Source organism: Erythrobacter donghaensis (assembly GCF_001557325.1).
GTDB lineage: Bacteria > Pseudomonadota > Alphaproteobacteria > Sphingomonadales > Sphingomonadaceae > Erythrobacter > Erythrobacter donghaensis_B.
This window is the reverse complement of the sequence record NZ_LSJS01000273.1, coordinates 1-12546: the sequence shown is the minus strand read 5'-3', so window position 1 is coordinate 12546 and position 12546 is coordinate 1. Positions and strand designations below refer to the sequence as shown.

Genomic DNA, 12546 nt, shown 5'->3' with positions numbered 1-12546 from the left:
GAACACCAGCAGGCGCGAGATGTTGCGCACCGGGGCCTTCCTCGCCAACAGGTCGCCGTCGACCGTGATCGCATAGGCCCCGCCCCACCCGGCCAGCACCGCGACATATTGCTCGCCGTTCACGGTGTAGGTGACGGGCGGCGCGACCACGCCGGTCTGCGCAGCGAAGCTCCACAGCTTCTTGCCGTTCGCGGCGTCATAGGCGTTGAACTCGCTCCCCGCGGTGCCCTGGAAGACGAGGCCGCCGCCGGTCGCGAGCAGCCCGCCATTCCACGGGCCGGGATGCTCGACCGTCCAGCGCGGCTTCTGCGCCACCGGGTCCCACGCGACCAGCATGCCGCGCAAGGTGCCCGCGACCTGCTTGCGGAAGCCGCCATCGGGCGGCAGATCGCCCGCGCCGAGGTTGAAGCCGACATTGAAGCCGCGCGCCTTGTCGGGCTTCCACCCGGCCTCGGGGGCATAGAGCATGCCTGCCTCGAAGGCCGGGATGTAGACGAGCTTCTCGGTCGGGCTGAAGGCCATCGGGTGCCAGTTGTGGCCGCCCAGGGCGCCCGGCATCACCAGCGCGGGCTTGCCGGTGCGGTCGACGCGGGCCTCGGGGTTCTCGATCGGGCGGCCGGTCTTGGGGTCGATCCCGCTCGCCCAGTTGATGCTGACATAGGGCTTGGCCGAGATGAACTTCCCCGTCTCGCGGTCGATGACGTAGAAGAAGCCGTTCTTGGGCGCCTGCATCAGCACCTTCCGCATCTTGCCCTCGATCTCCATGTCGGCGAGCACGATGTGCTGGGTGGCGGTGAAGTCCCACGTCTCCCCGGGGGTGGTCTGGTAGTGCCAGACATATTCGCCCGTCTTGGGCCGGATCGCGACGATGCTGGAGAGGTAGAGGTTGTCCCCCTCCCCGCCGCTGCCGTCCTTGGCGGGGCTGCGGTAGGCGCGGTTCCAGGGCGAGCCGTTGCCGACGCCGATATAGAGCAGGTCGAGCTCGGGGTCGTAGGCCATCGAATCCCACACCGTGCCCCCGCCGCCGATCGCGTCGCTGGCGCCGAGGACGTCCATGTTCCACGTTTCCGCGGCCTTCTGGAGATAGGCGGGCTGGTCCTTCGCGTCCCCGCCCTCGGGGACGGTGTAGAACTTCCAGAGCTGCTTGCCGCTGTCGGCATCATAGGCGGCGACGAAGCCGCGCACGCCGAACTCCGCGCCGCCATTGCCGATGATCACCTTGCCATCGATCACGCGCGGCGCGCCGGTGATGGTGTAGCTCTTGGACTGGTCGACCGTGACCGTCTCCCACACGGGCTTGCCGGTGTCGCGGTCGAGCGCGATCAGGCGGCCATCCAATGTGCCGAAGAACAGCTTGTCGCCATAGGCAGCGAGGCCCCGGTTGACGACGTCGCAGCAGGCCTTGACCCCGGTTTCGCCGGGAACCTCGGGGTCATATTCCCACAGCTTGGCGCCGGTGGTTGCGTCGAAGGCCTTCACCTTGCTCCACGCGGTGGTGAGGTAGAGCTTGCCGTCGATGACGATCGGCGTCGCTTCCTGCCCGCGCCCGGTATCCATGTCGGCATACCAGGCAAGGCCCAATTGGCCGACATTACCGCGGTTAACCCCGTCCAATGGCGAGAAGCGCTGTTCGGAATAGGTGCGCCCGTGGCTGATCCAGTTGGCCGAATCGCCGTCTGCGCCGACGAGCATCGCGGTGGTGACGCCCTCGCCCCCGCTGCTGGCGAAGATCTGGCTGCAATTGGCCAGCATCCCGGCCGAAAGCAACGCGGCCGCCCCTGCAGCCCAGCGCCTGAAGTCCATCAATGCCTCTCCCCTGAGTTCTTTTGACCCATGTTGCCGCTCCACAGGGCCCTTGTCCATCGCCTTGCTATGTGCAAATCCCTAGTCGGGTCGAGATAGACTGTTCATGCCGCTTGTCGGCAGTAAGGGGGAATTCAATGGGTACCAGTGACTATCGCAGGGGCAAGCCTGTATCGCGCCGCCAGTTCGGTACGACCACGACCGTCGCGGTGCTGGGAACCGGACTTGTCGGCCTGGCGCTGATGGATCAGCCCGGCAAGGCGCTCACGACCGTCGGCGAGACGGTCCTGATGGGTGATCCTGCCAGCCCGGTCGCAGCCTTCTATGTCCGGCCCACCAGCGGTGCGCATCCCGGGGTGGTGAGCTGGCGCAAGGGCGACGTGATGACCGAGGCCGAGCGTGACGAAGCGCGCGAGCTGTCGGCGAAGGGCTATGCGGTGCTGGTGCTTGACCGCCAAAGCGGCGATGCGCGCTGGGTGGCGAACGATGTCCATCAGGCAACCTGGTGGCTGAAGCATCAACAGTCAGTGAACATGAAAGTCGGCATCGGCACGCCGGAATGGGCGCTCCGCCGGTTGGAGCCGGCCACGCGCGTCTGAGCGGAGCTTCCGGCGCAGCCTGGCGCACGACGAGAAGGTCTAGCCAAACCGTAAACCTCTGAATACAGATGCCGGACCGACCGTTGGGAGATCGACCATGTGCGATGAGAGCAAGCTCGAGGAGTGGGCGCGCGGCGCCATCAGCCGCCGCCAGTTCGGCGCGCTGAGCGGCGCGGCGGCGCTGGCGGCCTGCGCGCAAGGGGCGAGCGAGGGCAAGGCGAGCGTCACCGCCGGTCTCAAGGAACAGGGCGTCAGCTTCGCCACGCCCGACGGGACGATGGACGGCTTCCTCGTCCAGCCCGACAAAGGCAAGCACCCTGCCGTCATCCTGTGGCCCGACATCGCCAGCATCCGCGAGGCCAAGCGCAACATTGCGAGGAAGCTGGCGGGCGCGGGCCATGCGGTGCTCGTGGTCAACCCCTATTACCGCGACGTCGCGGGCGAACAGTTCGCCGACTTCGCCGACTTCATCGCGGACGGCGGCTTCCAGAAGGTCGGCCCGTGGCGCGCCAAGCTCACCGCCGAAGCGATCATGCGCGACGCCGCCGCGATCACCACCTGGATCGACCAGCAGGAGGGCGTCGACACCGCGCGCGGGATCGGCACGCAGGGCTATTGCATGGGCGGGCCCTTCACCGTGTGGAGCGCCGCTGCCGTCCCCGCCCGGATCAAGGCCGCGGCCAGCTTCCACGGCGGCGGCCTCGTGCGCCCCGGCAACCCGATGAGCCCGCACGCATTGCTCCCCAAGACCGAAGCGAGCTTCCTCATCGCCATCGCGCAGGACGACGATGCCAAGGCACCGGGCGACAAGACCGCGCTGCGCGAGGCCGCGATCGCCGCCGGACGCCCTGCCAAGATCGACGTCTACGCCGGCGACCACGGCTGGATGGTGCCCGACAGCCCGGTCTACAACGTGGACGCGGCGACCACGGGCGAGGCCGACCTGCTGGCGCTCTACAAGGCGGCGCTGGCGTAGCCCGCGCGCCTGCGCCGGAACGCATGGCCGCGAGCGCGCTGACCTGCGCCGGGGGCAGTCAGGCGCCCGCCTTCGGGGAACTGGCTGCCACGGCCTGATGCCACGAAATGGGCCGGGAGCGGAAAGGCGTGAGGCCGATCTTGGATGGGGCGTTGCCTTAGCGCGGGCGGCGCTAATGATGAAATCAGGCTGCGAAATTGGCATCTTGCCGGTGTGGAGCTCTCTTTGCGCTTTGCCATTCTCCGACTCGACGTCGCCACAGCGAAAGCGGCTGTCCGACAGATAGCCAGAAGCACCGCCGACCTGCTGACGGTCTTGATCGGCTTGCCGTTGCTCACCTTGGTTGCACGCGCTTGGCTCGGAGGACTGCCGGACGAACTCCGCCATCTCGTCGCTTACGGTGCAAGCGCCTTGATCGCGACGGTGATCGCAAAGGCTCTGATCGAGCGGCTCTGGTTCCATCAGAGCGAAGGCGTGCTCGCGCGGTTCGCCCAGCGCCCCGGCGAATGGCTCGGCTACGTCGGCCCGCTTCTTGTCGCCGTCATCCTGCCAGGGTTCTTTGGGATGGCCGCAGTCGGCATCCTCGATCCGGGGGCCGCGGCTTTGGGGGCATGCGCCGGGGTGATCGGCGGGCTGGCGTTTCCCTTCGTGCGCGAGCGCATGCTGCGCTGGTGGCGAGACATCACCCCGCGAAGAAGGCTCAACCTGATTCGGCAAAGGCGTGCGCCGATGGTCGCGGCAAGCGCGGCGGCCGTGCTTGCCGCGATCGGTGCGATCCTGCCGCAGGATGGGTATTTCGCCCCAATCTGGGCTGGCGCTTACGGCTTGCTTGTCATCGTGCTGACGGGAGGCATTGATGCTGCCACGGTGCGCTACATGACGCTGATGGGCCATTCCCCGACTTCGCTCCTGCGTCGTTGGCTGCCCGGGCAGCTTGCGCTGCTCCTGCCGTTTGTGGTGGTGTCGGCTCTTGTGCAGAACTGGCTTGCGGCCGGGGTGGCGGCTGCTGTCGCGCTTGGCCTGCTCGTCCTGACCACAGCGCGCATTTTCGCCTATCGCGCGTTCAGCCGCCTGATCGCCGACTGGACCGTTGCCGGAGTGATCGCCGCTGCGGGCTCTGCGGCTTTGACAGTCCCGCCGCTCGGCCCGGTTGTTCTTGCCGCCGCGATTGTGTGGTTGGCCCGCCTCGGATCGGGTAAGCGATGGCTGCTGGCATGACCGCCGCGATTGCTTTCACCAGCTTGACGGTCAATCGCGGCGGGCGACCGGTTATCCATGATCTCAGTGCCGCAATCGCGCCTGCCAGCTGGTTCGGGGTGATCGGTGCCAATGGTTCGGGCAAGACCACGCTGCTGCGCGCCATTGCCGGAAGGCTTCCGATCGGGGCAGGCAGCTGCACGATTTTCGGCGAGCAGCAGGCCCACAACCGCAGCGCACGCGCGCAGGCAATCGGTTTCGCCCCGCCTATCGAGCATCTCCCAGCCTTGCTCGAAGTGCGCGAGCTGCTCGAGCTTGCGGGGGAACGGGTCGCAGATCAGCAGGAACGCAACGCGGCCCTGTGGCAGGCACTCGGCATAGCCGAACTGCTCGACGTTCCCGTGGGCGCATGCTCGTCCGGCATGCGCCAGCGCGCCGCTTTGGCTCTGGCCTTTGCCTTGCCCTCTCGCATCGTCATCCTTGATGAGCCCTTCAACTGGCTCGATCCCGTTGCGGCCTTCGATGTCCGGGCTGCGCTTGCAGGGATGGTCAAGGATGGGCTCACGCTTGTCACTGCCTTGCATGACCTGACCACGCTGTGCGGCTTCTGCGATAGTGGGATGGTGCTGGCCAAGGGCCGCGTGAGCTTGCAGCTGGACGAGGCGAGATTGCGTGCCGGACGGAATGATGCCGCCCGCTTCGAGCGTGAGTTGGTCGCGGCCCTCCGTTAGCTGCAGGCAATCGATCCCCGATGTCCACTTCGCACCCGCTCGCACAGTTTCCGCTTCCGGCGCGAGACCCGCTGCGGCTGCCCGGTCGGGTGCAGATGGTTGACGGAAATGGGCGACAAAGCGCCCCTCGGGCGCGTCTCCCCCGTCTCCAGGGACAGCGGGACCCCGCGATCAGGTCCGGGAAGGTGGGCCGGAGGGGCGCCTCGCGCCACGTTGCAGGTACCCTCTGGCGGCTCGTCACGGCGCGGCTTGCCCCGCGCCGTTCCCGTCAGGAGCCGTGGCGCTTGGCCCGCTCGTTCGCCGCGCCGAAGCGGCCGTGCTTGCGGTAGCGCAGCATCCACTTGTCGAGGAACAGGCCCAGCGGCTTGGCCTCGATCCCCATGTCGGCCAGCCCGAGCGCATCGGGGGCGACCGTGCTGCCGGGCTTGAGCAGCGTCCACTGGTCGCGGCTCATGGGCGTGAGGGGCAGCGCGGCGAAGGTCGCCGAGACGCCGTCGGGCATGGCGAGGAAGGAGCGGCTGCGCCCTTGCGCGGCGGCGATGCGGCGGTGGATCTCCATCATGGTCAGCTGCTCGGGCCCGCCCAGCTCGTAGGTCTTGCCGCCGTGGAGCTCGGGATGCTCGAGCGCGCGGGCGACCGCCTCGGCAACGTCCTCGGCGTGGACCAGCTGGAGCTTCGCCTCGGGCCCGAACACGGGGAGGACGGGGAAGAGCTCGATCATGCCGGCGAAGAGGTTGATGAACTGGTCGTCCTTGCCGAACACGATCGAGGGGCGCAGGATCGTGGCCGCGGGGAAGGCGGCGCGCGCGTTGGCCTCGCCCATGGCCTTGCCGCGGGCATAGGCGGTGGGGCTGGCAGGGTCGGCGCCGATCGCGCTGATCTGGACGAGCGCGGTGATATGGCGCTCGGCAGCCAGGCGGGCGATGGTGCCGGGTGCCTCGCCGGTGAGCTTCTCGAGGTCGCCGGTGAAGGCCCCGACGAGGTTGACGACATGGTGCGCCCCCTCGAGCGCGGCGGCGACATGGGCCTCGTTGATGACGTCGCAGGGCATCAGCTGGAGCTGGCCGAGATTGGCGAGCGGCTTGAGGCTCTGCGCCTTGGCCGGCGCCCGGCTCGCCAGCCGCAGCCGCGCGCCGCGGCTCAGCAGCGCCTGGGCGACATAGTTGCCGATGTAGCCGGTGCCGCCGAACACGGTGACCAGCTTTCCGGCGAGCGGGGAGGAGACGGGGGAAGAGGGGGATGAGGAAGGCATGGGGGGTGTGCTCGCTCGTGATGGCTGCCTCGTGATGCGAGGGTGCTTTGCGGCAAGCGCGCGGGCGAGGCAAGAGGGCGAAGCAGGCCGCGAGGCCCTGTGCGGGCGAAATGCGCAAGCAAGGGGAGGTTTGCATTGACAGCCCCCCGAACCCTTCGCTAATGGCCCGCGCCTACCCGGCCTCCGGCAGCGATGACCGAAGGCCCCGTGCCCAGATGGCGGAATTGGTAGACGCACCGTCTTCAGGTGGCGGCGCTCGCAAGGGCGTGGAGGTTCGAGTCCTCTTCTGGGCACCAACGCTGGTCAAAGATGGGAACACTCCCCTCAAGACGCGGCAAACCCTTTGCAACGCCCCGCTCCAGCACGGACTTGGGTCCGCTGATAACGATCTGTTTGTCGGAAACTTCTACCCGCGAGACGAACATTCGCAGGTAGGCGGTGCGCAAGGTGCTGTCCTCATCGTGAAGCTTCTCGCGCAGTTGATCGGCAAACTTCCGCAGAGCCTCAGGCGTGATTTTCCGGGAGCCTCTGGCTAGCTGACTTTCAAGCACCTCAATCCTTGAGGTGAGCGCGGCCACGGCCTCACGATTCTCCGTCAGGCGATTGGCGAATTCTGGATCACTCGCCTTCATCACGCCATCTTCGATCAGAACGAGGAGCCGGTCGATCGCGGTACGCCGCCGTGTTCGCTCCGCGCTTGCCTGAGAGAGTTCCTGCTCAAGCAGTTGACGCTTCTGGTCGGTCAGTTCGAGCACATCCTTGAGCAAGAGCTCAAGGCGCCCTTTGCCAAGGATGCGCTTCTCGACAGCGCCGAGAACCGCCTCATCGAGCTTCTCCCGTCGAACGTTCGGACACCGACACCTTTGCCCAATGTTCGTCCGCTCATTGCACTTGTAATAGTAGTATTTGACCTTGGTCCTCGACGTGCCGCTGCCGATTGTCATGCCGGATCCGCAGCCTGGCATGCCGCATCTTGCTATGCCCGTCAGCAACGTTGTCCCCGCGGCAACGTGGGGAGCCATTTGTGTCGGTGCCCTTGAGGATCTCAGCGCCGCAACTCTCTCGAATTGCTCGCGCGTAATAATCGCGGGGCACTCCACCGGGATCCAATCTTCGCGATCGGGCACATTGCCGTCGTCATCGGCTGTTCTGTCGTAATAGAGCCCCGTGTATATCTCGCGGCAGAGAATGCCCGCTAAGTTCCCGTTTGTGAACCGCGCGCCACGAAGCGTTACCCGGCGATCATTAAGCGTTTTGACGATCCAGCGGCCACCGCGCCCCTGCTCCGCCCAATCGAAGATCTGCCGCAAGACCGCCGCTTCGGACGGCACGATTTCAAGCTTCATCCGCTGCTTCTTACCATCGGTATGAGCGACATATGTTTTAAAGCCAAAGGGCACGGGCCCACCGTTCCAGAACCCGTTGCGGGCGTTCGCGCGCCGACTCTTGCGAGTATAAATCGCATCATCAATCGCGCGCTGTTCATCGACCATAGCGGTGATGGTCTGCCCCATCCGCTTGGTGCGGCCCTCGCCGAAGTTCTCGGTCACGCTGACCATCTCGACGCCGGCTTCGGCCAGAGTATGGATCGTGTTAATGAACAGGCGCATGTTACGAGCAAAGCGCGCCTGACGGTAGATGAGGACGATCTGGACTGGTCGGTCGGGCCCGGTAGCATCAGCAATCATGCGGTTGAACTGTGGCCGCTTACTGAGCGTGCCACTCAGCCCGCTGTCGACATACTCACCGATAATGTCGATCCCGTTGCGCTCAGCATACTGGTGTCCAGCGTAACGCTGAGCCTCAATCGAAAGCGCCTTTCCGCCTTCGTCATCGACGGACAAGCGCAGATACAAATAGGCTTTCTGTGCCGCCTGGCACGCTGCGGGCTTTGCGCGCATCATTCATCTCCGGTGAATAGCGCTGCGATTTCCTCGCCAAGCGCCTCGGCGACCATTTGAATCTCCTGCGCGGTGATTGGCAAGTCCAAAGGCAGGTCACTGTAAATTGGCAAACGGCGAACGGCGCCCCGTCCTCTAGAAGAGGAAGGGACGCCGTTCTTGACCTGTGAGGCTGGAGGCAAAGGCACGGAAGCCTCTTCTCGCGGCCTTACCCGGCGACCTTAAGTCCGAAGTAAGCACAGATTTCCGCGATGAACGCCCGTGCCGCCACTTCGCGCTCATCAGGCGTCATCGTGGCCGGATCAGGTAGCTGGAAGCGCATTACACGTTCATCCAGTTTCTCGATCTTGCCGACTGGCTGATCGTCGAAGCCCAGCACATCCACGGTCTCAAGCACGTCCGAAGGATCTTGCGCAGCCGATGGCTTCGCTTTTCCGCCGCTGCCCTCCGTTTCAATCCCAAGGGCATCGAAGAGGTCGCCAGGCTTGAGCATCACACCTTCGCTCATGCGAACTTCGGCGCTCTCGAGCACTTGGGCGCGCTCCATATCGGTGGCGGCCTTCATGAACTGAGCAAATTTGACGCAGGTGTCGATCGGCACCCTGTCGGGCTCGGCCAGAAGCTCGAACACGATGGGGAAGCGCTCCACAGTCCGCGCCGCTATCGTCATGCGGCTGACCTGATCTTTCTTGAGGATAGGGTAGCGTTCTCCGATCGCCTTTTGGCTTATGCCTGCAACCCGCTGCAGATTGAGGATGGCACGGGCCATCTCAATCTGGCTCCGCGGTGTGCCGCCCAGAGCAGAATCGGCCACGGCCTGGACCGCTTCTTCCTCGGTGCCGGAGAAGAAAACGCACCGCACACTCACGTCGCTGTCTTCGCCATGGACTGCACCGATGGCATAATGCCGCAGCCTGCCATCGATGATCATGATGCCCTTGTTGGTGCGGAGAACCGTCAAGGGCGGCAGGTTGGCCGGGTCACTGGCGCTGGCGCACAAGGCATCGAAGTTGGTCGCCTTAAGCCGTGACCCGTTAGAGGGATGATGTTCCCACAGAACCAGATCTCTATACGGCACCTTCTCCTCGCCAGGCACTGGGGACGGCACAGAGAAGGGCAAGCCCTTGTTCGGATTCACATCATCTTCCGCGTCGAATTCTTCACCTTCGGCGGAAGTAACCTGAGGCTCCACAGCGGCATCTTCGTCGACTGAAGGAATATCTTCCTCGTCGCTCTCGATTGAATCCTCGTCGCTCTCGATAGAATCATAGTTCGGCCAAGGTTCTGCATCCACGCCTTCATCAAGCGTTTCGTTCTCGGTTTCCGAAATGTGTTCATTTTTAGACACCATGTCATTACTCCTCGCAGTAAACAGGCCACTCCTGTTTTCGCGATTCGCTTTTCGCAGCGCCTCGGTCTGAATAATCCTCGCAGAACTCGATGGTTTCTGAAGCTCAGGCTGCGCGGCTCAGTGGCCGCCCAGCCTTTTGCGACTCTGTGTCGTGCCACGCCCAAAGGAGCGTATGGCCCCAGACGCTTTGGAAGGTTTCGAGAACTGCCGTCCGCGTGAAGGTGAGCGGAAGGTCGTATACCACGCCGCCTCGACGGCGAATCGCGCTACATTGTCCTCAATCTTGGTTGTGATTTGCTCATGGAGGCACGGATCAAGCGTGAAGGGTGTCACTGCTGCGAACAGCATTCCGACCTCGGACACGATGATATCTCGCTCCCTGAAAAAATGTTTTCGAAAGCGGGGATCGATCTTGTCGGGGCCCTGAAGCTGCTCGATAAAAGGCCTCATCCGGTTGTGCTGTGTCTCGACCGGATTTTCTGTCGGTAGGCCGGTCCACGTTGTCTTTGCTGAGCCTGTGAACTTAGGGATGGGATCCGCCATCGTCTTTTTCATTCGCGCTTTGTGTGCAGTCAGCCCTTTCCTGCTGAAGCTTTGCAAAGTCGCACACTTCTTGAGGAATGACGCCTCGGGACTGGATTGCATCCAAGCCTGGAAGAAAAAGCCGCGGGTCCAGCCCGGCTCAAACACTTTCGGCAACTGCTCGATGCGCTCTCGGGCTCGTCCATACAGTCTCGTGTGATTGCGATCACCGACGAATGGGCGTTCGATCGCTTCGAGCTTCCTGGGTTTATCCTCCTGAGTGTGTGTTTTTTTGAGTTTCCCAGGCATACCTGCTTCCAGCCATTCCCTATTATTTTCGGCTTCGCTGAGTGAGTTCAGCAAAGCCCGAGCCCAGCGCGTATGCACGTGAGCGGCAATTACAGCCGCGAATCTAACGACATCATTCTCAATTGCGACTTCGCTGGTGGAGCCCTTTTCTCTTCTGTGCCGAAAGCTTCCCTCCAGTCCTTTGAGATTATCGACAAGCATGATGATCGCCACAAGCGGGATGAGCTCCTGCTCTACGCCTATGAAATACAGCGCCGGTTTCTTTCCGAATGGCGTGCTCAGGCGCGGCTTGTCTGACCCATAGGCCGTTGTGTTCTTCACGATCTGGTCGATAGTCCTGAGCTTGGGGTCCCCGTGCCCCCTTGCCTCAAACTTGTTCATAGAGGGGTGCGAACCCCGGATCTGCGCCACAGCACCTGCGAGGTAAATCGCACCAGGTTTGTCGCTTTCGATGATCTCTTTGATCGAGGTACTTTCTTTGAGGCACCTTTTGATGCCCTCTCGCGTGATGGTCTTGTAACGATTGAGGCAGGCAAGAATCTCGCAGAGCCGCTCAAGCTCGCTCAGGACTGCGGTGCCGCACATCAGGCGCATGGCAGGGTCGCTCAAAACTTCCCTGATACGTTTCTCGTTAATCGGCCGCTGGCCTTGCCGGTCTCTGCGTTTCAGGTTCTCGGCTGAAACAAGCCATCCTTGGAGTTGTGCCCGTTTCACCTTCCACAAGATGCGCCTGATTGCCTTGAAATCCCGCCGCCAGACAGCCCAGAACAGGGCTGGATGATGCTTCTGTAGCTGGATCAGATTCTCGCAGTGAATCCGGGGGCTGTAGGCCAGCAGCCCCTCATGGCAATCGTGGCTGATGGCAAGATCCTTGCGATTGCTTGCATTTACGAGGAGGTTCTCGCCTACGTAAGGCCATCTTGCTGCAACGAACTGCTTTATCTGCCCTTCGCCTACGGGAATGGGAATCCCGTCGCAGGTTACCAGGTTCCCGAATTGCTCGATCTTGCCGAGCGAGCCAAGTGCTTCGAGCAGAGCTTGGTCAGGGCGCGCAATAGGTGTAGCGGATCGCACGAGTTCTTTCTTAAATCGCAATACTTCCGGGTCACCCGGAGTCCACGGCAACCGCATCCCAGCGAGCCGGTTGCCATAGGCGCCCAGTGCGGCGTTCGAAGAATAGCCCGAGAGCTCCTCCTCGATTTGCTGAAAGGGCGCCCAGCCCGGAAGCTTGCCCGCAACTTCGCTGTCGAGGCGTATCCCGCCGATTATGATTGGCCGCAACTGGGACATCTTCGCAGCGGCAGCTTCAGCGGCCCATTGGAGGCCGCCGCATCCAGCAAGCAGCCCGCTCCAATCGTCCAGCTGCTCAGCGTTCATCTTACTGCCGCCAGTCATTTCGTCGGCTTCTTCAGGTATTCCCACTGGTTCTCGAAACGTGCCCACTCTTGCTCTTCCCGTTCTGACTGTTCCTGCGCAAAGCGCTCCAAGTCACATTGTAGAATAGCAAGTCGTGCAAACAAAATATTGACACGTTCAAGCTCTGACCTGACCTCCTCCAAACTTGCTCTTAGCAAAAATTCATCAGTCAGTTTTGTTTCGATGGCATCTAAAGACTCAGCCAGCCTTCCGATCTCAGCCTCTATTTTCAGGGGGCTCGCAAGCCTCTGAGTTACCCCGTCCGCGTCGCTCCATTCAAACCAGCCTCCCTCATCGCTCAGCGGTCGAGAGAACATAGGATCATTGTTCAGCCACTCCAACGCCTCACCGCGGGTCGCATCCAGTGATGGCTTTGGCTCGAGATGCGAAAACTCTATCGCCCACTGCTGCCATTCTGTCATTGGACCGCTCAGGAGCTGAGCACGCGTCGATGGGTCGGCGAGTTCCTCCACGGTCTCTTCGTGGAGC

Annotated in this window: 9 protein-coding genes, 1 tRNA gene and 1 pseudogene; 5 read left to right on the top strand and 6 right to left on the bottom strand. The window is 63.2% G+C overall.

Annotated features, from left to right (window positions below; translation table 11 throughout):
- On the bottom strand, positions 1–1803 hold a 1803-nt coding region (locus AX692_RS15850; protein ID WP_073977772.1), incomplete at its 3' end, for a PQQ-dependent dehydrogenase, methanol/ethanol family.
- Positions 1804–1940: 137 nt separating this feature from the next.
- Here AX692_RS15850 and AX692_RS15845 point away from each other — a divergent pair.
- The 4 genes from AX692_RS15845 (at position 1941) to AX692_RS15830 (ending at position 5306) form a co-directional block, all read left to right on the top strand.
- On the top strand, positions 1941–2402 hold the full coding sequence (locus tag AX692_RS15845; protein ID WP_073974715.1) for a hypothetical protein: 462 nt from the start codon (positions 1941–1943) through the stop codon (positions 2400–2402).
- A 97-nt stretch (positions 2403–2499) separates the two neighbouring features.
- The gene (locus tag AX692_RS15840) at positions 2500–3378 is read left to right on the top strand and encodes a dienelactone hydrolase family protein (RefSeq protein WP_073974716.1); all 879 of its coding nucleotides are present in this window, start codon (positions 2500–2502) and stop codon (positions 3376–3378) included.
- 225 nt (positions 3379–3603) lie between these two features.
- Positions 3604–4596, top strand: a complete 993-nt coding sequence (locus AX692_RS15835; protein ID WP_155644873.1) for a hypothetical protein — start codon at positions 3604–3606, stop codon at positions 4594–4596.
- Entirely contained in the window at positions 4593–5306 is a 714-nt protein-coding gene (locus AX692_RS15830; RefSeq protein ID WP_073974720.1) for an ATP-binding cassette domain-containing protein, read from the top strand. Before AX692_RS15835 ends, AX692_RS15830 begins: the two co-directional genes overlap by 4 nt.
- A 268-nt stretch (positions 5307–5574) precedes the next feature.
- Here the strand turns inward: AX692_RS15830 and AX692_RS15825 are convergent, their stop codons facing one another.
- Positions 5575–6558, bottom strand: coding sequence for a complex I NDUFA9 subunit family protein (locus tag AX692_RS15825; protein WP_073974718.1), 984 nt, complete (start codon positions 6556–6558; stop codon positions 5575–5577).
- 209 nt (positions 6559–6767) lie between these two features.
- Here AX692_RS15825 and AX692_RS15820 point away from each other — a divergent pair.
- A tRNA-Leu gene (locus AX692_RS15820) sits at positions 6768–6854 on the top strand.
- Between the two features lie 519 nt (positions 6855–7373).
- Here AX692_RS15820 and AX692_RS20820 read toward each other — a convergent pair.
- From AX692_RS20820 to AX692_RS15805, 4 genes and pseudogenes are all read right to left on the bottom strand, one after another.
- Positions 7374–8459, bottom strand: a pseudogene (locus tag AX692_RS20820) (recombinase family protein); the annotation flags it as partial.
- Between the two features lie 208 nt (positions 8460–8667).
- Positions 8668–9810 (bottom strand): hypothetical protein, encoded by a 1143-nt coding sequence (locus AX692_RS15815; protein ID WP_067399364.1) that lies wholly within the window; start codon positions 9808–9810, stop codon positions 8668–8670.
- Positions 9811–9927: 117 nt separating this feature from the next.
- Positions 9928–12018 carry a hypothetical protein gene (locus tag AX692_RS15810; protein ID WP_073977771.1) on the bottom strand — a complete coding sequence of 697 codons (2091 nt, stop codon included), beginning with the start codon at positions 12016–12018 and terminating at the stop codon, positions 9928–9930.
- Positions 12019–12032: 14 nt separating this feature from the next.
- A partial coding sequence (locus AX692_RS15805) for a hypothetical protein (RefSeq protein ID WP_230959477.1) occupies positions 12033–12546 on the bottom strand: 514 nt, incomplete at its 5' end.

What these genes read in the sequence shown, in the direction of transcription:
- AX692_RS15845 (WP_073974715.1), top strand. Translation starts at nt 1,941, where the DNA reads ATGGGTACCAGTGACTATCGCAGGGGCAAGCCTGTATCGCGCCGCCAG.
- AX692_RS15840 (WP_073974716.1), top strand. Translation starts at nt 2,500, where the DNA reads ATGTGCGATGAGAGCAAGCTCGAGGAGTGGGCGCGCGGCGCCATCAGC.
- AX692_RS15830 (WP_073974720.1), top strand. Translation starts at nt 4,593, where the DNA reads ATGACCGCCGCGATTGCTTTCACCAGCTTGACGGTCAATCGCGGCGGG.
- AX692_RS15825 (WP_073974718.1), bottom strand. Translation starts at nt 6,558, where the DNA reads ATGCCTTCCTCATCCCCCTCTTCCCCCGTCTCCTCCCCGCTCGCCGGA.
- AX692_RS15815 (WP_067399364.1), bottom strand. Translation starts at nt 9,810, where the DNA reads ATGGTGTCTAAAAATGAACACATTTCGGAAACCGAGAACGAAACGCTT.
- AX692_RS15810 (WP_073977771.1), bottom strand. Translation starts at nt 12,018, where the DNA reads ATGAACGCTGAGCAGCTGGACGATTGGAGCGGGCTGCTTGCTGGATGC.